The following is a 21,372-nucleotide window of genomic DNA, read 5'->3' on the forward strand; positions in this document are numbered from 1 at the left end:
TGAGCGATTACCCAATGCTCATTTCCAATAAATTACACTCTTTTCGTAACTTCTTTTCTGCAAACTTACTGATATTTTGTGGTACGGGCAAATCAGTATCCGGTTATTACGATTCAGGCTGTGGATTGTATTCTGTAAAATATAAAAATAGCGCGAAATTGTTTTTTATAGAATACAATTATGTGAGGGCCGGAATGAACTTATCGAATTATTTTAGGCACGGAATTATACGGGTTATCACGGTTACTTTCAATATTATCCGTGATTGTCCATGTAATCCGTGCCTAAAATAACCCTTTGTTAAGAATCCTTTCTTATCTTCCGGTGCTTTCTATCATGCTCCTTATTTTCTCGTTCAGGCTTTCTGCCTTCATCAGTTGTTCCAGTGTCAGGTGCATGCGCCAGCGCCAGTAGTGCCGCGGGTTGGCAGGAATATTGATGCGTTCTTCCTGCACGTTCGGGTTGCGCCATTTGCCGTCCATGGACATCCAGTCTTGCAGGGAGAGGATGCAGAGGATGGAGTTGCTATGGAGGTGATTGCGAACCACTTCTTCGCAGAGCTCCGGCGTGGCCGTTGCCGGTGCGGCACCGTAGTGCCCGAGCATGGTGTTGTAGTAACGCTGCGTCTGTTGGAAGTCTTCTTCCCACCAGCCGCGCAGGGTAGACATGTCGTGCGTGGAGATGGTGCAGACCGAACGGTATGGATACCAGTCTGTGTGGCCGAATTCTTGTTTCGGGTCTTTCGGCATACGTTGTATCTCCAGGGAAAGGATACGCAGGTCGTTCATCACCCATGCCACGCAATCGGGAATCATGCCTAAGTCCTCACCGCATACCAGCATGCGCGTGGACTGTGTCAGTTGCGGCAGTTTCTTCATGGCTTGCTGTCCCCAGAAGTCGTTGTGGCGGTGATAGTAGTACTGGTCATACAGCCGGTTGAAGGCAGCCTTTTCCCAATCGTTCAGTGCGCGGTAGATGTAGTCGTGCTGCACGCCGATGCGCGGATGGTATTCGTGCGGATTGTTGCGGTCGGGCACGAACAGCACATCGCTGATAAGGGCGTAAAGCCCGTCACGAATCCAGATGCTGTCATCGTCCGTTTTTCCGGCAAAGTAGGCTTCCACCTTGCGCTGGGTGTCGAACTCGGGACGCATGCGGTAAACCTCCCACGTGTCTGTCGGCTCTATGAAGGTCTGTTTCACATAGTCTGTATGCGGGCCGAAGATTTGTCCGAGGAAGTACTCATGGATATAGGGCTTCAGGAAGAAGTCTTCGCGGAATGCCAGCCCGTAGCTTTCTATCTCCTCGCGCGTCATGGGCAGGGCGGGGACGAATTGTCCCAACAGCCCGTGTACGGCGTGCATCGGTATCTCCCAAATGCGGAAGAAGCCGAGGATGTGGTCTATGCGGTAGGCATCGAAGTATTCTGCCATTTTGTGGAAACGTTTCATCCACCAGGCATAACCGTCTTTTTCCATGACATCCCAGTTGTAGGTGGGGAGGCCCCAGTTCTGTCCGTTCACGGAGAAGTCGTCGGGCGGTGCACCGGCTTGTCCGTTCAGGTTGAAGTAGTGGGACTCTTTCCAGGCTTCCACACTGTTGCGGCTGATGCCGATGGGAATGTCGCCTTTCAGCACTACGCCGTTGGCGCGCGCATGCTCCGTGGCGGCAAGCAGTTGCCGGTGCAGGTTGAACTGGATGTAATAATAGATGGCTATGTGCGGATAGTCGGCGGAGTCCGGCCGGCACAATGTCTCTATCTCTTTGGCATCGTAGGTGGCATACTTGGGCCACTCGTGGAAATTCGGGGTCTTGTAGGCATCACGCAGGTAGCTGAAGACGGCATATGGCTGCAACCATTCCTTGTTGGCTTCGTAGAAATTACGGAAAGCATCCGATGCCAGCACCTTTTCCCCTTCCTGCTTGAAGATGAGGTGGAAGTATTCCCACTTTGTCTTGTTCACAGCTTCGTAGTCTACGGTGGGCAGGGCATTCAGTTCTTTCTGGCGTTTGTTGAATTCGGCCATCACCTTCTTGTCCTTCAAGCTGCCCAACTGCTTCAGGTCGGCGTACATGGGATGGAAGGCATAGATGGAGATGCTACTGTAAGGGTAGGAGTCTGTCCAGGTATGCGTCATGGTAGTGTCGTTGATGGGCAGAATCTGCACTGCCTTCTGATTGGTGGCAACTGCCCAGTCAATCATGCGCTTCAAGTCGCCGAAATCGCCTACACCGAAGCTTTTCTCGGAGCGTAGGGAGAATACGGGTACGGCTACTCCGGAACCTTTCCATGCAGGAAGATTGAAGTATACATAACGGTCGCCGACAGCCAGCGTTTCGTTGGCGGCTATCTGCGGGTCGGCCATATAACGGTTGGGATTGTTCTCCCAGGCCACGGCACGGCGCTCTTTCTTGTTGTAAAGGACGAATTTATATTCCAGCGGGAAGCTGATTTTACCGGCATCCACTTCTACCTGCCATTCGGGGAAGTCGATGTCGCTCATAAGGGCAGCTTTGTCCGGGTTCCAGTCACCCAGCGCCTTCTGGTTTCCGCAGAGTGCCAGGCAATGGTCGCTGTCTATGCAGGGGGCGTACGCCTTTATCAGCAACCCCTTTTTGTAGCTTTTCGGGGCGGCACTGCGTTCGCGATGCGCCAGCAGGGATTCTGTGAAAGCGGATGTATAAAAATACTGCTGCTCGGGCAGATTCTTCCAACAATCTTCTATGCGGTAAACTTTCTTCGGATTGTCTGCAACGTGCAGGATGCGTGGCAGGCTGTTCCACTCTGTCCGTATGGTTCTGCCATCTCGATAGATGTGGTAACTGTATTCGACGCTTCCATTACCGGGAATCTGGATATCCACTTCCGCGGTCCAGTGAATGCCGTCTACAGTGTGCAGGGGGGTGGCTTTGTCGGGCTGGTTGTTGCCAAGTTCCGGGATGGAACCCAGGACTCTGACTTCTTCACCCCAGCTGGTGCGATACTCGATATTGAATATTAGTGTCATATTATATTAGATTTAGAAGTAGCAATAGCTGCAATGATTATGCAAGTATAGAAATTATTCCTCATAATCATGCAGCTACCGTTATCTAAGTCATTTAAATTCCTATGCAAACGTTTGTGCTTGCCGTGGGATTATCCACAGCGAGAAGCTCCGCACGTCTTGCAGATGAGGCAACCTTCTTGGTAAACCAGTGTTTCGTTACCGCAGTTGGGGCATTTCTTGCCTTTGGCTTCCGTGCCGTCCTGGATGTATTTCTTCAGGGCGCGTTCCACACCGTTCTTCCAGGTGTTGATGTTTTCGCTGTCCAGTTGCAGTGAACCTACCAGCTTGATGACCTGCTCGATAGGCATGCGGTAGCGCAATACACCGGAAATCAGCTTGGCATAGTTCCAATACTCTTTGTTGAACTTCTCGGACAGACCCTCGATGGTGACTTTGTATCCGCGCTTGTTCTCGAACTGGAAGTCGTAACGCTTGTTTCCGTGCTCATCCACATTCTTGATGATGTGGCCCGACACCACATTCTTCGGCAGGATGATGCCTTCATCATCATCCAGCACACCGGTGAATATTTCGTAGGGATGATTGTCCAGCAAGCCGACGAATGCCACCCATTTCTCCTTGTTGTTCTGGAAGCGGACAACGTCTGCATCCAATATTCTGGGACGTGTTTCAACGACCGTAGGCGGTTTGCACGGGGGAAGTTCGGACTTCTTGTCACTCTTGGTAGAGATGAGCACGCCGGAACGCGAACCGTCGCGGTAAACCGTACAGCCCTTGCAGCCGGATTTCCATGCTTCTACATACAGACGGTTCACGAGGTCTTCGTCTACGTCGTTCGGCAGGTTGATGGTTACGCTGATAGAGTGATCCACCCATTTTTGGATACGTCCCTGCATCTTGACTTTCATCAGCCAGTCCACGTCGTTGGAGGTTGCTTTATAATAAGGTGATTTCTCTACCAGGGCATCCACTTCTTCCTGCGTGTAGCGTTTGGCGGGGTTGTATCCTTGTGCTTCCATCCAAGTCACGAACTTGGGGTGGAACACGATATATTCTTCAAAGGCATCTCCGGTTTCGTCGATGAAGTCCACATGGACGTTCGTATCGTTGGGATTCACTTTGCGGCGGCGCTTGTACACGGGCAGGAATACGGGCTCGATACCGGAGGTGGTTTGAGTCATCAGGCTGGTGGTGCCGGTCGGGGCGATGGTCAGACAGGCAATGTTGCGGCGTCCGTACTTCTTCATCTCCTCGTACATTTCCGGGTCAGCTTCACGCAGGCGGTTGATGAACGGGTTGTTCTTTTCGCGTTCTGTATCGTATACCTCGAATGCACCGCGCTCTTTGGCCATTTCTATGGAGGAGCGATAGGCGTTGAGTGCCACCGTCTTGTGTACTTTCTCCGAGAACTCGGTTGCCTCTTCAGTACCATAACGCAATCCCAGGGCGGCAAGCATGTCGCCTTCTGCCGTGATACCTACACCGGTACGGCGGCCTTGGGCGCTTTTCTTGTAAATCTTCTGCCACAAAACGCGTTCTGTATGTTTTACGTCTTCACTTTCGGGGTCGGCATCTATCTTGCTCATGATGCGCTCTATCTTCTCCAGTTCAAGGTCGATGATATCGTCCATGATGCGTTGGGCCAAAGCTACATGCTTCTTGAATAGCTCAAAGTCAAAGTAGGCGTCCGGCTTGAACGGATTGACCACGTATGAGTAAAGGTTGATGGCGAGCAGACGGCAGGAGTCGTACGGGCACAGTGGAATTTCGCCGCATGGATTGGTGGATACGGTACGGTAGCCCAGGTCTGCATAGCAGTCGGGCACGGATTCCTTTAATATGGTATCCCAGAACAATACACCGGGTTCTGCCGATTTCCATGCATTGTGCACAATCTTTTTCCATAATGCGGATGCGTCAATGTCTTTTTGAAATGCCGGCTCTGTGGCGTCAATCGGATATTGCTGTGTATATGGTTTGCCTTCGATGGCGGCCTGCATGAAGTCGTCGGTCAGTTTTACGGAAACGTTGGCTCCGGTCACTTTGCCCTCAGTCATCTTGGCATCGATGAAGGCTTCCGAGTCGGGGTGTTTGATGGATACGCTGAGCATCAGTGCGCCGCGGCGTCCATCTTGAGCTACTTCGCGTGTAGAGTTTGAATAGCGTTCCATGAAGGGAACCAAGCCGGTGGAGGTCAGTGCCGAGTTCTTTACCGGTGAACCTTTCGGACGGATATGGGATAAGTCGTGTCCCACGCCGCCACGGCGTTTCATCAGCTGTACTTGTTCTTCGTCTATCTTGAAGATGGCACCATAAGAATCCGCTTCGCCGTCCACACCGATAACAAAGCAGTTGGACAGAGAGGCTACCTGATAGTTGTTCCCGATTCCGGTCATCGGGCTTCCTTGCGGAACAATGTACTTGAAGTGGTCGAGTAAGCCGAAAAGTTCCTCTGAACTTAATGGATTGGGGTACTTGGCCTCAATGCGGGCTACCTCATTGGCTATTCGCCAATGCATGTCTTCCGGAGACTTTTCGTAAATATTTCCGAAAGAATCTTTGACTGCATATTTGTTTACCCAAACTCTGGCAGCCAACTCGTCGCCTTGGAAGTATTTTAAAGATTCTCCGTAGGCTTCGTCATAAGAATAATTTTTCTTTTCCACAATGTTGTATCTCTTAGGATTAGTTACAAATAAGTAAAGTTGTAGAAGTTGTACTTATCGTTAACAAATGCATTTGCAAAGCTATGAATGTTTTTCAACTTGGCAAAATTAAAATGAATGTTTTTATCAACCGATGTATAGTTTTCTATTGATTGCTATTAATTTATTGGTTTATAATGTTTTAATGATTTGAGTAAACGAATAAGTTTTCCAAAATGGAATTTATTAACAACTTGTTGGGCTGAAAGGTTCTCGGTTTAGTCGAACATAAGGTTACTTTTATCTGCTCGTAAAGATAATAATTGTTCATTTCTTGTTGAAAAGATGTATTTTATTCCGGATATATGATGATAAAAAAAGTGTGAACTCTTGAATGAATTGTTCGTGGATTACATTATCTTTGCAAAAAAAGAAAGAATGGAAAGCTTGAAACAAAGGAGAACAATCCGAAAATACCAGCAGAAGGATATTTCTGCTGATTTGTTAAATGATTTGCTTGAAACCTCTTTCCGGGCTTCTACAGTCGGGAACATGCAGGTTTATAGTGTGATTGTGACGCGTGATGCAGAGCGTAAAGCCAAACTGGCGCCTGCACATTTCAATCAGCCGATGGTTCGGACGGCGCCGGTAGTGCTTACTTTCTGCATAGATTTGCGCCGCTTCAGCAAGTGGTGTGAGCAACGTAAGGCTGAGCCGGGATACAACAACTTTGAGTGGTTTGTGACGGGGGCTGTCGATACCTTGCTGGTGGCACAGACTTTTTGTGTGGCTGCCGAGGAGAAGGGGTTGGGCATTTGCTATCTGGGAACTACCACTTACAACCCTCAGATGATTGTCGAAGCGTTGGAGTTACCGGAATTGGTGTTTCCCATCACGACAGTCACAGTGGGATGGCCTGCCGAACAGCCGGAACAAGTGGACCGTTTGCCGCTGGAGGCCATTGTACACGAAGAGGTTTATCATGATTATACTCCTCAGGACATTGACCGGTTGTATGCCTATAAAGAATCGCTTCCTGAGAACAAGCAGTTCATCTTGGAGAACAATAAGGAAACGCTGGCGCAGGTCTTTACAGATGTGCGTTATACGAAGAAAGACAGTGAGGCAATGTCGGAGAATCTTTGGAAGATAATGAAAAAGCAGGGATTTTGAAAATTAAGGATAAGGGATAAGGGATAAGGGGTTAAGCTAATGCATACTTAGCTGCATTTAATCCCTTATCCTTTATTCTTATCCTTTTTTCAGTGCGGCTTGAATCTCGTCGATTTCCGCACGGAATGATTTGTCCACCTCTTTCAGTTCTTTGATGGTTTTACATGCATGCAATACGGTGGCATGGTCTTTATGTCCAATTAGCGCACCGATTTTTGCAGTAGAGAAGTCTGTATGGTTTTTGGCTAAATACATGGCTATTTGTCGTGCTTGCACCACTTCCCGCTTTCTGGATTTTGTGTGGATGGTGGCAGTTTCCAATCCGAAGTGCTTGCATACGGTGTTGATGATTTCATCGACAGTCACTGCCTTGCTTTCGCTGTTCACTACCTTGCGGACGATACGTTGCGTCAGTTCCAGGTCTATTTCTTTATTGTATATGGTGGAATGCGCCATAATGGAAATGACGATGCCCTCCAGGTCACGTACACTGTCGCCCACGTTCTCTGCAATATAGTCAATCACTTCCTGGGGGAACTGCAGGCCGTCACGGTGTATCTTGTTGCGCAGAATGTTCTTGCGGAGTTCTACGGTAGGTTTCTCCAGCTCAGCCACCATTCCCCATTTAAAACGTGTAATCAGACGCTCTTCCATGCCCTGCAGCAATACCGGTGCACGGTCGGAAGTGAGGATGAGCTGCTTGCCGTTCTGATGCAGATGGTTGAAGATATGGAAGAATGTATTCTGCGTTTTGGTCACGCCGGCAAATTCCTGAATATCATCAATGATTAGAATATCAATGGTCTGGTAGAAGTTGATGAAGTCGTTAGTCGTATTGTTACGTACGGAATCGGTGTATTGCACTTGGAATAGGTGTGCAGATACATACAATACCCTTTTCTCCGGGTATAGTTCCTTGATTTTGGTTCCGATAGCATTGGCAAGATGGGTTTTGCCTACACCTGATGCTCCGTATAGGAACAGCGGATTGAAGATTGTTTTAGCCGGATTGAGAGCGACAGCTTCTGCAACGCTGCGCGACAGCTTGTTGCTGTAACCTTCGATGAAGGTTTCAAAGTTGTATTCTGGATTAAGGTGCGGGTCAAGTTCGGGGACGGGAATCTGCGGAATCCTTTTGTCCATCACTTGTTTTTGCGGTATGATGGTACGCTGTGTAGACTCCAGGTCGACGGTTTTCCGCGAGCTCTTGTCCACCATTACGTTATACATCAATTTAGTTCCCTCACCAATGACCTTATAGAGAGTCTTGCGCAACAAATCAACAAATTTGTCCTCCAAAAACTCATAGAAGAACTGGCTGGGTACTTGTACGACCAGCGTTTTGTCTTCATATTTTAAAGGTATGATGGGAAGAAACCATGTTTTGTATGTCTGCTCCGGAACATTGTCTCTGATGATTTCAAGACAGCGGTTCCACAGCCCGACATGATCTATTTCACTCATAACGGCTATAAATACATTTATTAATTAAGCATAACTTCTACGATTGCAAAATTGGCAATCTTATTCGAGAAAAACAAATCCTTTTTTTCTTGCGTTTTTAGGGAAAGTAATAAGCTCTTTACTTTCAGCTACTTATCGGTTACTATGAGTATACTCCTTATATAAGGTGTGTTGCATTTATCTAATACTTTGTCATATAGTGGTTTATGTAGCTTTGCGTCTCTTGTTTTCTTTCTGTGCCCAGAGCAGGAAAAAGCCCTTTTTCGCTCCTTGTATAGAGCAAATGAGGGCTTTCCTTTTAATTCCTTTATAGACTTGTTATTTAGACAAAATCTATATAACGTCCATCTTTTACTTATCTTTCTTGCCGAATAGGGAGAAATGGACGTATCGTTTCGGATGCGATTTCAAGTCTTCCAATAAACTTGCTGCGTTGGCAGTGGTGGCGTTCAGATTATTATATAGAGAAGGGTCGTTTAGCAAAAGTCCGACGGTATTGTCTTTCTGGTTCAATTTGTCTGTAATCATTTTTACATTGTTCAAAGTTGCGTCTACCTTTTGCATGGCGGCAGCATAATCTATCTCCTTTAAGTCGTTGGAAATGAGTGCAAAGTTGTCTCCAATGGTATTGAGCTTGCCGGTCAGTTGTGGAATATCATCCTTCATTAGAGTTTGCAACTGGCGGCTTGTGACGGCCATACTTGCTGTTAAATCTTGTACGTTATGCAAGGTTGCAGGGATGGCGGGGTCGGCTAGTATGACATTTAAGGATGCGAGGATGGAATCCAGCTTGGGCAGCATCTTCTCTACTTGCGGCATCATGGTGGCAACTTTTTCCATCATTCCGTTGTTCAGCACGCCGGGGATTGTGTCTCCAATCTGGTATTTCTCCCGTGGGTTATTGGCAAGCAGCAGGTTCATCTTTACGCCGCCAAGCATTTCGGCTGCCAGTTCTGCCGTACTTCCTTTGGGAATGCGCAGCTCTGGGTCAACATCTATTTCGGCAACGACTTTGCCCGGTTGGGTATAGTCGTAGTACAAGTCGCGGACAATACCCACGCGGAAGCCGTCGGCAAAGACCGGGCTGGATTTTGTCAGCCCATTGACATTCTGGAATTTCACGTAGAAATAGCTGGAGGGCTTGAACATATTTATCCCTTTCAGGTAGTTGATGCCGTATACCAATATGCAAAGTGCAGCTATGCCTGCTATTCCTATTCTAACTTCTTTTGTAATATACTTCATGATGTATCTTTTGTTATTTATTTCTGTTCTTTTTAAATTCGCTGATGGCTGTGTTGACGTTTATCTTTTCTCCATTCTTGAACGCAATGATGAATGCGTCCTTGAATTTGTCCGTAATGCTACGTTTGCTGCGCAGCACCTTGTTGTAATCGGGTGATGCGCCGTACGTATATTTGTAGATTCCGCCTTCTTTATAATAATCCACGTCTTTCAGTCCTTTCAGTCTTTTGTCATTCTTGGCCAGAGGACGTGAAGAAGTGAGTATCTGTATCTTAAACACGATGCCGCTCTGTTCTGTTTGGGAAACGGCTGCATTTTCTGACCTTTGCGGGCGTTGGGCAGCTTGGTTACTCTCCGCTTGAGGTGCATTTTTCTTTTCCGGTGTCGCTGTAGCTGCGTTGCCTTCTTCTTGAACGGGCTCGGGTACATCCTCCGGAAGAATGGTATTGCTGCTTCCGTTCAACCGGATTTCCTGCTCGCGCTTATAGGTGAGGAAAGCGCGGAAGATACCGTTGGCAAGTGAGGTGGTTCCTGCTTCAGTGTTCAGGTACCGTTCCTCTTCCGGTGTGGAGATGAATCCGAGTTCCACCAGTATGCTTGGCATGGCACTGGCCTTCAATACCAGAAAACCTGCCTGGTGCACGCCCCGATCTGTACGTTTGCAGGTTTGGCGGAAATGCTTTTGTACGAGGGAGGCGAGGTGCACACTCTGTGACATGTATTTGTCTTGCATGAATTCGAAGATGATGTAGGACTCTGCCGAGTTGGGATTGAAGCCGGCATACCGCGTCTTGTAGTCGCTTTCGTAGAGGATAACGGCATTTTCGCGCTTGGCTACTTCCAGATTGGCATCCGATTTTGCCAGACCCAGTGTCCAGGTGGAGGCTCCTTTGGCCGTCCGGTTTTTGGCCAGGGCATTGGTATGTATGGAGATGAACAAATCAGCTTTGGCGTTATTGGCAATTTCAGCGCGCCGGTCCAGGGGGATGAATATGTCCCGGTCCCGCGTATAGATAACTTTTACATCAGGGCAGTTCTTCTTGATTTGTTTGCCAAGTTTGAGTGCTACATTCAGGTTGATATTCTTCTCTTTGGAAATTTTTCCCACTGCACCCGGGTCGTGTCCACCGTGTCCGGGGTCTATAACGACAACAAAGTCTTTCGCTTCAGCGCTGCCACTGCAAAAGGGGGAGATAAGCAGCCCTAAGCATATACTTATATATAATATGTATCGTCTGTATAGTTTCATATAATTGTAGCAAAGACAATGCTTCCTTTTCGCTTGGCAAATGTAGTGGAAATTTATAGAAAACTAATGGATTATGTTCAGTTTTATTGTTCTTCTTCTCATTTTTAGTGTAATTAATGTCTGTGTTTGAGTAATTAGTGGCTCAATGTATTGATAATATGCGTAACTTTGCGGCAGATAATTAAAATAGCAAATCAAGTATGCTGGTTCGTTTTATAAAGAACTGGACGTTGCCTTTGGCAATGCTTGCCGGTACTTTGGGATATTTCTTTTTTGCAGACATTCCTTTTGTGGCGCCTGCCAAACCTTATGTGAATGGGTTAGTGGCTTTCCTGACTCCGCTTTTGATTTTTTCCCAACTTCTGCTCACTTTCTGCAAGGTGGAGGTGCATGAACTGAAACCCAAATCGTGGCATGGATGGTTACTGCTGTTCCAGACGGTTTCTTGCTTGATTGTTGCGGTATTGTTGGTGTGTTGCCCTATGGAGGAGGTCTACCGGGAAGTGTTTGAAGGTGCAATGGTCTGCCTCATTTGTCCCACTGCAACCGCTGCGGCTGTCATTACCGGTAAACTGGGTGGAAGTGCATCCAGCCTGACGACCTATACGTTGTTGTCCAATCTTCTGGCAGCTGTGGCTGTTCCTTTGGTTTTCCCGTTGGTGGAGCCTCATGCTGACATTACTTTTTTTGTTGCATTCCTGAAAATTCTGAGTAAAGTCTTTCCATTGCTGCTTTGTCCTTTCTTGCTGGCATGGTTTCTGCGTGCGTTTGTGCCGAAGGTGCATCATTTTCTGTTGGGTTTCCATGATGCAGCCTTCTATTTGTGGGCGGTAGCTCTTGCCATTGTCTCAGGGCAGACGGTACGTTCATTGGTCAATAGTGATGCACCGGTATTTGTTGAACTGCTGATAGCCCTGGCGGGACTGATAACCTGCTGTATACAATTCTATTTGGGAAAGAGAATCGGCGGTCATTATGGTGAGCGCATCAGTGGAGGGCAGGCGCTGGGGCAAAAGAATACGGTGCTTGCCATCTGGATGGCATATACTTATCTTAATCCGTTATCTTCCGTCGGTCCGGGATCGTATGTGCTGTGGCAGAACATCATCAACAGCTGTCAGTTGTGGAAAAAGAGAAAAAATGAGATAAAATATTGAACATAAGATATTGATATTTAGTATTTTATATTTGTTGAATGTAATTTCCTTTATTTTCCTTATTTTCTTGTTTAGTCTAATAAATGCCTTTATTTTGTTACTATTTTGTTACCTGTATTCATTGAAGTAACAAAACAAATCGCTATATTTGTATCGGTAACAAAATAAGAACATAATTATGGCGAAGAAAAAACAAGAAGTTAAATTGAAAGAACCTGTAAGGATTAGATTCAAGCAGCTTGCCAATGGCAACCAGTCTATTTATTTGGACTACTATACAGGTGATGTTATTAGAAAAGAAAATTATGTTGGCGGTAAACGGCAATATGAATTTTTGAAATTATACCTTATACCCGAAAAGACAAGAGAGGATAAGGCAAAGAACGAAGCTACGTTGGCTCTTGCAAAAGCTATTCAAAGCAAGCGGATAGTAGAGTTGCAAAATGATGCACACGGCTTTCAGAACACCAACAAGTCAAAAGCGAATGTGATTGATTATTTAATGAACATGAGAAGCCAATCTAAAGAACGTGGCAGCTTGAACTATGAAAAGACCGTTGGTAATACCATTCGTGAACTAAAATTGTTCAGAGGGGATTATATCGCTTTTCGTGATATAGATAAGGACTTCTTGAATAGCTTTGTGGATTTCTTGAAACAAGCGAAGAAAGCAAGCAAGTTTGGTTTGTTAAAGGCTGGGGGTGTATTAAGTAATAATTCCGTTATTGCTTACTATGGGGTGCTGCGTACCGCTATAAATAGAGCCTATAAAGAGGGGATTATTACGGTCAATCCAACGAAAGAGTTTGATTTTGCCAGTAAGGTAAAAGCGGAAGTCAGCCGCAGGGAGTATTTGACAATAGAGGAATTGAAGCGGCTTATCGGGACAGAGTGCAAGTATGAGATAATGAAACAAGCCTTTCTTTTCAGTTGTTTGTGTGGGCTGCGTGTAAGCGATATAAGAAAATTGAAGTGGAACGATTTGCAGAAAAGCGGTGAAAGAATAAGAATTGAAATAAAGATGCAGAAAACAAAAGAACCGCTTTATCTGCCTATATCCGATGAAGCGTTAAAGTGGTTGCCGCAACAAAATGAAGCAAAAGGCGATGATTTGATTTTTCCTTTGACGCATGAGGGAACTATAAATAAAATACTTCAAAAATGGGCGAAAGACGCAGGGATTATTAAGCATATCTCGTTTCACACGTGAAGACATTGTGATTTATTCTTTCCTCTGAAAATGAATAGATTGCAAAGCATTATTCTTGATAGGTAACGATTTAGAAACGAGCGAGGCTCTGTATTATGTCTTGTTTTGCACTAATCAAAAGAACACTTTTCTTAAATGCAAAGGTAATATTATTTTTGAGAATTGAGAGGCTCAAAAATAACTATTAAAGATTTTTTAGCGCCCTCGAACCCATGAATGCATTTTTTATTTGCTTGCGGATATTTATCGAAAGTATTTCTTTAGTATTGTTTCTCCTATAGCTATGGTTTCACGTTTATTTTTTCCCGTTGTTTGAATTACCATCCCATATCCTGCATCTGTTCCTACTAATCTTATGTGTATTTTACCATCATCAAAACATTCTTCTATAAAATTCTTTCCACTTGGATTAAATTCCAAGGAATTGATAGCAGATATAATAAAATCACAATTACGTAATCGATTCCATAATGACACCAATTTATCACTACCGTGGTCGTCTCTAAATTTACACGGTTTCTTTTCTGGCAATATATTGCATTTTTTAAGATTTAAAGGCGTTCGCTGTTCTATGAATAAATGAATGGCTTCAATCTCAGATGATTCTGGCGAAACAACATTCAACACTTGTCCTGTTTTTCGTTCATCTTGGATATTTCTGATTGTATAAGAAGATTCTTCCCATTTAGAATGGGTACAAAGAGAAATCACTATAGTGTCAAGCAAATAAGCCGCGGTGAATCCTTCTCCCACGCACCAGGCATCGTTGACTTTTACTTCAAAATCTTCATTTACATATCTCTCTTCTGCCTGTGTATCTGAATCTAAATAAGGATTTCGAGCCGTTGTAAGAATCAGATTAAACAAGGTTCTGCCATTCGGGTCATTGCGAAGATCAAATATACTTCGCAAGTTTTCCTTGTCTAAAGACGCAATGCCATGTTCGTATCTAATACCATTGAATCCTTTTGTTTTCAACGCTTTTATAGTCTTTGCGTAATTTGAAAATATCAGAAATGAATTTTCGTTATTATCCTTATCAAGAAAACTCAATTCATTAAAACAGACTTGTCGATTGAAAGAATCCATGTGATATACTTTATATTAATTTCATCAATTGATTTTCCCATTCGTCAATGAAATCTTGCGGATAATCGCTCAACTCTCCATTAACTCCTATCTTTATCTGATTATTTATAGTGTAACTCTGATCCTTTTCAATTTTTTTACTAAAATAGTTAATACAAACCTGTTTAGGACATATGATTTTTTCTTTTACAGCCACACGTAATCCATTTACAATATGGTCACTATGAGTTTCGACGAATAGTTGAATGCCAGCAGTAGCGCATCTTGCAATTAATTCTCCCATTTTAGCCTGCCCCTTGGGATGAAGATGCGCTTCAGGATTTTCTATGATAATCAATTTATGAATACCACTTAAGCATGCGATAACGACAGGCAGTATATAGGATATACCGAAACCAACATTTGTAGGGCGGAATAGATTTGTTGATATCGTGTCAGTTTGAAACCCATAAGATACGACGACTTTATCTATTTGAGGTAATTCCTCTGTCGTAATATTGATTCCTGGACTTATCACTTTCATCCATTCTTGAACTTGGTCTAATAATTTATTTGAAGAAGCGGATTTAAGGCACATTGATTCTGGAACAATTAGGGAATCACCATACATTGACAAAAAATGCGCTGCAAGTTCTCCATGGATGCCTATTGTGTGGTTATTCGTCACTTCGTCATACGACATTTCATATGCGGTTGCTGGAGACATTCGTTCTGCATTCAAAAAAACAAAATCAGTCGTAAATAGAGGTTGATTAAATATCTCCGAATCCACATGATATTCTGTTTGATTGAGGACATCGCTTTTCGCAGAATACATGTAACTTACATTTAAAGAATCTTCTTTTTCATCCTTGCCTTTCGCAAAACCAAGATTAAAGTGGATTTTTTCGGTTTCTGCAAAATTATATAGAGCATCTTTACCACGCCCTATCTCAACCATACTCCCATTTAGACTTAATTGCTTTAATCTAGATTTCTTACTTTGGCGAAGAAGTAACAAGGATTGTATAACTGTTGATTTTCCCATCCCGTTCAACCCCATAAATAGATTTAAAGAGGTCGGAGCAAGCATCAACGATTTGATGGATTTAAAATTGTCTATATTAATCTTTGTAATCATTGGATAGGCATTTATATAAAATTTCATGAACTTTATTGTAACGATAGTTTACTCTTCCTTTATCGCCTGTCGCCGATGTTATAGCAGCCACAAACGTATCGTCACTATTCATAAGCTTGATAAATTCCTGAAAAATATCATTTTTACGTGAAACTGCGCGTTTGTGTTCTTCCATCGAAAGATTTGCCAATTCTACACTCCATACTTCAAAAAGTGCTTTGTTTATAGGTTTTCTTCTTTCTTCTGTTGAATATACCTTTCGGAAAGCCCATTTATTAAATATGATTTTTGATAATTTCATAGCTTGATCAAAAGCAGTTAATATATTATCAAGTTCAGATTCTGTTTTTGTATTAAGTTGCGCCATTGATGAAGTCATAAAAGTATCAAGATCAGGCTTATATCCTTTGGAACCATTCAGATAAAAAGCAAGAAAGCGAGTAACGAATTCTCGGTCAAGCATCCGATCGGTAGCAATAACATTTTGCGTTGCTTCTTTAAAGGATTCAAGACATGCTAATTTTGCAACAAATTTAGAGGGGATACCTTGGTTCAATGCATGTCTAATTTCTTGTGGTTCTAAGACAAGCCCTCCTGTATTGATTCGTTTAAAAATATTAAACTTAACATCAGCGGGTGTGCCTGGATTGATAATGTATGCAACAATCTCTGTTTCCTCTATCATTCTACGATAGTTACGCGGAAGTTCCGAAAAGGTTTTGCCACTAATATTTTCCAAAAATTCAAGACCTTGCAATCGTAGACTTTCATCAACCACAAAGTTCTTTATGGCAGAAAGACGTTGCAAACCATCAACAACAAGCCATTTTTCATCTTCTGTTCCATCAAAATAGAATGCTGGCAACGGAAGTTTAATAAGCATAGATTCTATCAATCGGCTTTGTTTATCAGGTGTCCATAAATCACCTTTACGTTGGAAATCCGGAGCCATATCTATTTCGGATTCTCGTATTCTCTTAATAATGTTATCAAGAGACATTGTCTTGCTTTTTATATTGATTTCCTTTGGATTAAAAGGTTTTTCAATAGGGGCATCAGAATCATTCGTAGATACAGAAGACTCCTCTTCAACTTTGTATGATTGAAGAAATTCTTCTGCTTCATGTCGTTTTTTTAATTCCTCTGCATCAGAAGGTATAATGTATTGACAATCTATATCCATAGCACTTATTTTATGCCGCAAAGATAGCGAAATTCAGCGAATTACGGGTTATGTTTGTTCACATTTGTACTTCAATCCATACTCTTTCCGCTTTTTATAGAGTGTTTCCTGTAAAAAGTGAGCCACAACGACACAATTACCGTTCCAATATGTATTCTTTTAAGACCATAGGAAATTCCCAATCGTCTTTGTGCAAATTATAAAAGCCGAATGCTTGTTTTTGAATAGTGTTTAGGGCATTTGTTTTACTTTTACGAGCATCTTCATATTGCTTTCTTTTGGCAGCAGCATCAGATACACGAGGAATGGATATGCCTGTTGAATTATCTTTATAAGAAAGACACATTACAGGAACGGCACCGTTAACAAGGGCAAGCACAAATTTACAGGTTTCTGAATCCACCTTGGCTACATACACTGCCGTTATAGCATTAGCAATAGACAAAGCTCGTTTTGAGTTAGATACTATTCGATACTCATTTTCTTCTCGCCATGTGCTTTGTTTAGTAAAAAAGAATCTTAATTGATTATCGACAATCCATTTTTCTACGTCGTTTCTTGTGGATAAATCAGCTGGGACATCTATTGAAGTAGCAACATTTTCCTCGTAAGATATTGGAGCATGTAAGCAACCATCACTTAAAGGCAGTTTGTCAAAATCTAATTCAATACAGACACCGGTAGTTTTATCTGCGTAGTACCCCCACATCATCGAGGACATACAACCTTTAAGATAACTATCGTAATCCATTGTAAGGCTAATTTGTTTATAAGCATAACGCCCATCTTCAATGGCACCAGCCAATGGAAGTTTCTGCGGATTCAAAAAGTTCCATTGGACAGTTTGCTCGATTAAATCATTAACCTTGCGTACATCAGCAAAGAGTAACTCTTTTGAGAGCCAAATTTTTACAAATGTATCAAACGAAGTAAAATGATATAAGTGTTTCCGCTTTTCTTTATCTGTAAGTGCTTCACCGGGATATTTACCATTGCAAGTCCATGTTGGCATATTGTATATTATATAAGGTGTGTTACTTTGATTTTCTTATAATTTTTACCGGATAATCCGAGACCAGCGAGAGTGGTGTCTTTGATGATAAGCTCGCCTTTCTGCAAGGATGTAATCTCGCTCTTGATTTCCTGAAACTCACGACCGCTCACACCGAACAGGTCTTTGATAACGCCGTCGGCTATACTCTGTTGCTTCATGATGAGCGGATATTGGGCGTTGGCGTAGAAGTCGAAATGCTTGCTCTTGAACTGATCCATATTCTGCGTAGCGAGAATAATGGAGAGACCCTTGTCTCGGCCAACGGCAATAAGACGTTGCAGCGGCTTATTGTCAAAGTCGAGCATATAGTGGGCTTCGTCAATGATAGTGAAGTGGCGTATCTGTACGCAGTCTTCACTGACAACCTGTCTCGGAAGTTGGTCATATATATTGTTCAGCTTCGAGATGACAAAGTACACGATAGCCTTGGCAATCGGGCCGTCTTTGGGGAACTGGTGCATATCTACGATGAAACATTCATCAGTAAGGCAGACCTTGTCTGAATCTTCAAATAGACGGTTGCGCACCAATTGTTTGAGGATAGACGAAATGCTGTCATCCTTGTCAGCATTCTGCATCAGAGCCCGATACTCTTTGAGCATCAGCTCAAATGTTATAGGTTTACCCTGCGTTTCCTTATATGCGTTGACGATAGCCTCGCTGAGTCGGTTGCTCATGTTTGCGCTGAGAACGCCTCGGTCAATAGCACAAAGAGCATTGGCCATTTCGGTAGAATACAGGTTGATTTCGTTGAGCGGTCTGCCAGAGAAGTCCTTGAAGGGGCTGAAAGGCAACGGCTCTTTGACCGGGTCAAGAATTGAGGAACGGTCAACATCGAACAAAGCGAGCCAACTGTTATTGGCAATATCCGAGAACTCGCCCTTGTAGTCGAACAGGAGGAAGTTCACGGGATAAGGCGAGTCAGTGGAGATATTGCGGAACTGCTGAATTATCACTTTGAGCAGGTTCGTTTTGCCGGAGCCGGTAGAACCTGCGATGATGATTTGCGCATTGGTAACACTGCGACCGTTGATGTCGAGCGTCGCCTCGACATTATCGGAATACTCGCCGATAAGAAGTTGAAGAGCAGGAACGGTATCTGTGGAGCGACCACCGCGAGTTTCTGCATACAGGAAAGAGTTGAGGTTGTTGTCCTCCATCAGATATTTCAGACCGCGATAAATTTCCTGCGCCACAATACGAGCGACAGTTCGAGAATTGCGCCAATCAACATCGCAGTCTTTGTAACGGAGTTTCAGGAGAGCGGAAAATAGCGACCGTTTGTTGTCTTTGGTGAAGAAACTTGGCTGAATACGCTGGCTTGTCTTACTCAGTTGAATATCCGAAAGGTTATCAACCGAGCGTTTGTCAGTGAGGTTAAGGCTTGCGATTAAGCAAATGCGCATAACCTTATTCAACGTCAGTATTACTGATTTACCTTGTCCTAACTGGCGCGAAAGGTTAATCTTGTTTTCCAAGATTTCTTTCAGCGGCAGAATATCCTCGATTATGTTTTCAGCCTGTGTGAGGTTGTCTAATACTACTTCCATTGCTTAATCGTTGAGTTGGATTTCGAAATAACCGTCCTCGACGGTGGTGTTCTGAGCCTCGATGTTTCGTTTGAGCGTGTATGAGCGCGAGACGAAAGCCTCGATTTTTCGATAGTCGCTGTCCTTGCGTATCTCCGAAGTTGTGCAAAGAAGAATAGTCTGGTCGGCGAGCGTGGGGAAATACTCATCCATAAGCACGTCGCGGCTTTCTTCATCAAGCACACCCATCACCGTGTCAATCATAACAGGAGGATTATAGTCGCCGAGGTTGCGGAGCACTTTCAGGAGCACCTGAATAAAGATTTGCTTCGAGGCAGCATTAAGCTGATTGAGCGATATTTCATTTCCTGCCTTGTGGAACAGTCGGATATTGAAATCCTGCATATTGTCTGACAGTTCGACACGCGAGATATATCCCTTGTAAGATATGAGCAGCTTGTTAAGCTGTTCGCGCATATCTTCCTCAATCTTTTCTTTCTTGCGGCGGAGTAACGAGTTAACAACGTCGTCAAAGAACGGTTTAAGGACAACGAGCGTGTCATATTTGATGTCAGGTTCCTGCTGAATCTGAACGTCGATATTGTGGATTTGGCGTTCAAGTTTCTTGATGACAGCGGCTCGCTCGTCATATTCTTTTTTCAGAATTTCGAGACGCTTCTTTGCATCCTCAAATTCCTTGATGATTGTTGCGTTGCCACCCACGAGGCTGCCTTGGAGTATATTGACCTGACGAGTTTGGTTTTCAAGAAGATCCAAACGAGTCTCAACATCTTTGTGCATTCTGTCCAGTGTGATGAACTCGTTGACGGCGTTCGCCTTGACGAGGTCCTGCAGGGCTTCAAGCTCCAAATCATCAAGGAAAGCGTACTTATCTACGCTCTGCAACTGCTTCTGCGACCGCTGCACATAATCTACAATAGCCTCTGAATCCACATCATCGGGACAGAGGACTTTGCTCTTCATGTAGGAGATGATTTTCGCGGTAACATCCTTGATTTGTTCCAGAGAAAGCTGTCCTTGCTGTTCCTGCGACAGAGATTTTTTATGACGCGAGATAGCATCAATTTCAGGAGTGATGCCTTCTGCGAGCTTCGGGAAGAATATGTTGATTTCGAGCGTTTCAACAACGGACTTGAGCTGCGAGTTATAACGAGTGGCAAGGTCGTTGGTTTCCCGGATGCTTTGCTCCAGTCCGTCGATTTTACGTTGCGTTTCGGTATCGTTCTTCACGCCCTCTTTGGCTGTATCGTAGCTTTCCTGCATAGCGACGATGAGCTTATAGCATTTATCCTGTTCTGCGAGATTGATTTCTTGCTGAGTTTCAAGGTCTGCCTTTTGAGCGCAGAGTGAGTTGTACTCGTCCTGCTCCTGCTGGGCCTCAAGGCGGCGAGCCGCCCATTCCTGCTGAACGTGTTCTGAGGCACGTTTCATTTGCAGGTATTTGTTGAAGCCCATCACGCTCTCGATATTTTCACGGATAATCTGAGCGAACACGTTTTCTTTGAGAAGTTCGCTCGACTGCATGGCATCGAAAAGAAAATACTTCGAGAGTTCCTGCGGCAGGTTGGCTTTGATAATCTTGTTGACCTGCTGCTCCTGCTCTGCGCGTATAGCCATAGGCGTAGCCGTGCCATAGACAAATGGTGTTCCGTCCATATTGAGCGAAACGCTTTCAACTGGCATATCGCTTGGATTAAGAATATATGTGCGTTTCAGCACATATTTCTTTTTCTGACCAAGCACCAGTCCCTCAAATGTAAGTTCGAGGGAGATTTCGGGCTTGACAGTACCGATTGCTCCGTTGTTTAGCAGTTCTTTGAAGTGCTCTTTGTCTTTGATTTTCAAGCCATACAATGCACCACAGATTGCCTCGAACAAGGTGGTCTTACCGCCGCCGTTCATACCGCCAATAAGAATAATCGGGCGGTCGCTCTTGACCGACAAATCAAGGTCAAGCGACAGATAGGTCTTATAATTGCGTATCTTAATGTTCTTGATAATCATTGCTGCCGAATAAGTTGGATAGCGTCACTAATAACTTTCTCGGCGTCGCTGTCGAGCATTTCGATTTTATCAACCTTTGAGGCGTGATACTTGCGGAGGATTTCTTCGCTGAGCCAGTCAAAGTCGATGTTGTGCTTCTCGCAAAGAGACTCGATTAGGTCGAGGTCTTCTCTGCGTATGCCATAGTGCAGGAATTTTTGGTCTAATCCTTTTGCCAT

General features: G+C 44.1%; 15 protein-coding genes. 3 read left to right on the forward strand and 12 right to left on the reverse strand.

The features are described 5' to 3' along the window. Nucleotides 1-314: 314 nt before the first annotated feature. Entirely contained in the window at nt 315-3,008 is a 2,694-nt protein-coding gene (locus DW039_RS18965; protein ID WP_120382237.1) for a 4-alpha-glucanotransferase, read from the reverse strand. Between the two features lie 131 nt (nt 3,009-3,139). Beyond that, on the reverse strand, nt 3,140-5,677 hold the full coding sequence (locus tag DW039_RS18970) for an adenosylcobalamin-dependent ribonucleoside-diphosphate reductase (RefSeq protein ID WP_009037933.1): 2,538 nt from the start codon (nt 5,675-5,677) through the stop codon (nt 3,140-3,142). A gap of 417 nt (nt 5,678-6,094) precedes the next feature. Here DW039_RS18970 and DW039_RS18975 point away from each other — a divergent pair, with 417 nt between their 5' ends. Beyond that, the gene (locus DW039_RS18975; RefSeq protein WP_044468986.1) at nt 6,095-6,829 is read left to right on the forward strand and encodes an NADPH-dependent oxidoreductase; all 735 of its coding nucleotides are present in this window, start codon (nt 6,095-6,097) and stop codon (nt 6,827-6,829) included. 78 nt (nt 6,830-6,907) lie between these two features. Here the strand turns inward: DW039_RS18975 and dnaA are convergent, their stop codons facing one another. From dnaA to DW039_RS18990, 3 genes are all read right to left on the reverse strand, one after another. Next, on the reverse strand, nt 6,908-8,293 hold the full coding sequence (gene dnaA, locus DW039_RS18980) for a chromosomal replication initiator protein DnaA (RefSeq protein WP_005827286.1): 1,386 nt from the start codon (nt 8,291-8,293) through the stop codon (nt 6,908-6,910). A 351-nt stretch (nt 8,294-8,644) separates the two neighbouring features. Next, entirely contained in the window at nt 8,645-9,538 is an 894-nt protein-coding gene (locus tag DW039_RS18985; RefSeq protein ID WP_120382238.1) for an MlaD family protein, read from the reverse strand. Between the two features lie 13 nt (nt 9,539-9,551). Further along, nucleotides 9,552-10,787: an N-acetylmuramoyl-L-alanine amidase gene (locus tag DW039_RS18990; RefSeq protein ID WP_005827280.1), complete on the reverse strand. Its 1,236-nt coding sequence runs from the start codon at nt 10,785-10,787 to the stop codon at nt 9,552-9,554. A gap of 200 nt (nt 10,788-10,987) precedes the next feature. On the opposite strand from DW039_RS18990, the gene DW039_RS18995 reads away from it, so the two are divergent. Together DW039_RS18995 and DW039_RS19000 are read left to right on the forward strand one after the other, a co-directional pair. Beyond that, entirely contained in the window at nt 10,988-11,944 is a 957-nt protein-coding gene (locus DW039_RS18995) for a transporter (protein WP_117963685.1), read from the forward strand. 178 nt (nt 11,945-12,122) lie between these two features. Beyond that, entirely contained in the window at nt 12,123-13,154 is a 1,032-nt protein-coding gene (locus tag DW039_RS19000; protein ID WP_120382239.1) for a site-specific integrase, read from the forward strand. 243 nt (nt 13,155-13,397) lie between these two features. On the opposite strand, the gene DW039_RS19005 is transcribed toward DW039_RS19000, so the two are convergent. The 7 genes from DW039_RS19005 to DW039_RS19035 all read right to left on the reverse strand — a co-directional run bounded on the left by DW039_RS19005 (nt 13,398) and on the right by DW039_RS19035 (nt 21,372). Then, a complete protein-coding gene (locus DW039_RS19005; protein ID WP_118112989.1) occupies nt 13,398-14,243 on the reverse strand; it encodes a hypothetical protein in 846 nt (281 codons plus the stop codon). Between the two features lie 10 nt (nt 14,244-14,253). Beyond that, nucleotides 14,254-15,363, reverse strand: a complete 1,110-nt coding sequence (locus tag DW039_RS19010) for a DUF3696 domain-containing protein (RefSeq protein ID WP_165853123.1) — start codon at nt 15,361-15,363, stop codon at nt 14,254-14,256. After that, nucleotides 15,347-16,546 carry a DUF262 domain-containing protein gene (locus DW039_RS19015; RefSeq protein WP_118112987.1) on the reverse strand — a complete coding sequence of 400 codons (1,200 nt, stop codon included), beginning with the start codon at nt 16,544-16,546 and terminating at the stop codon, nt 15,347-15,349. Before DW039_RS19015 ends, DW039_RS19010 begins: the two co-directional genes overlap by 17 nt. A 136-nt stretch (nt 16,547-16,682) precedes the next feature. After that, nucleotides 16,683-17,558 (reverse strand): DUF2971 domain-containing protein, encoded by an 876-nt coding sequence (locus tag DW039_RS19020; RefSeq protein WP_118112986.1) that lies wholly within the window; start codon nt 17,556-17,558, stop codon nt 16,683-16,685. Nucleotides 17,559-17,566: 8 nt separating this feature from the next. Beyond that, nucleotides 17,567-19,150 (reverse strand): ATP-binding protein, encoded by a 1,584-nt coding sequence (locus DW039_RS19025; protein ID WP_120382240.1) that lies wholly within the window; start codon nt 19,148-19,150, stop codon nt 17,567-17,569. A 3-nt stretch (nt 19,151-19,153) separates the two neighbouring features. After that, a complete protein-coding gene (locus tag DW039_RS19030) occupies nt 19,154-21,154 on the reverse strand; it encodes an AAA family ATPase (RefSeq protein WP_120382241.1) in 2,001 nt (666 codons plus the stop codon). Beyond that, nucleotides 21,151-21,372 carry a DNA modification system-associated small protein gene (locus tag DW039_RS19035; RefSeq protein ID WP_118696453.1) on the reverse strand — a complete coding sequence of 74 codons (222 nt, stop codon included), beginning with the start codon at nt 21,370-21,372 and terminating at the stop codon, nt 21,151-21,153. The genes DW039_RS19030 and DW039_RS19035 overlap by 4 nt, the downstream gene beginning before the upstream one ends.

The sequence above is a fragment of the Bacteroides sp. AF39-16AC genome (assembly GCF_003602735.1).
GTDB classification, from domain to species: Bacteria; Bacteroidota; Bacteroidia; order Bacteroidales; family Bacteroidaceae; genus Bacteroides; species Bacteroides uniformis.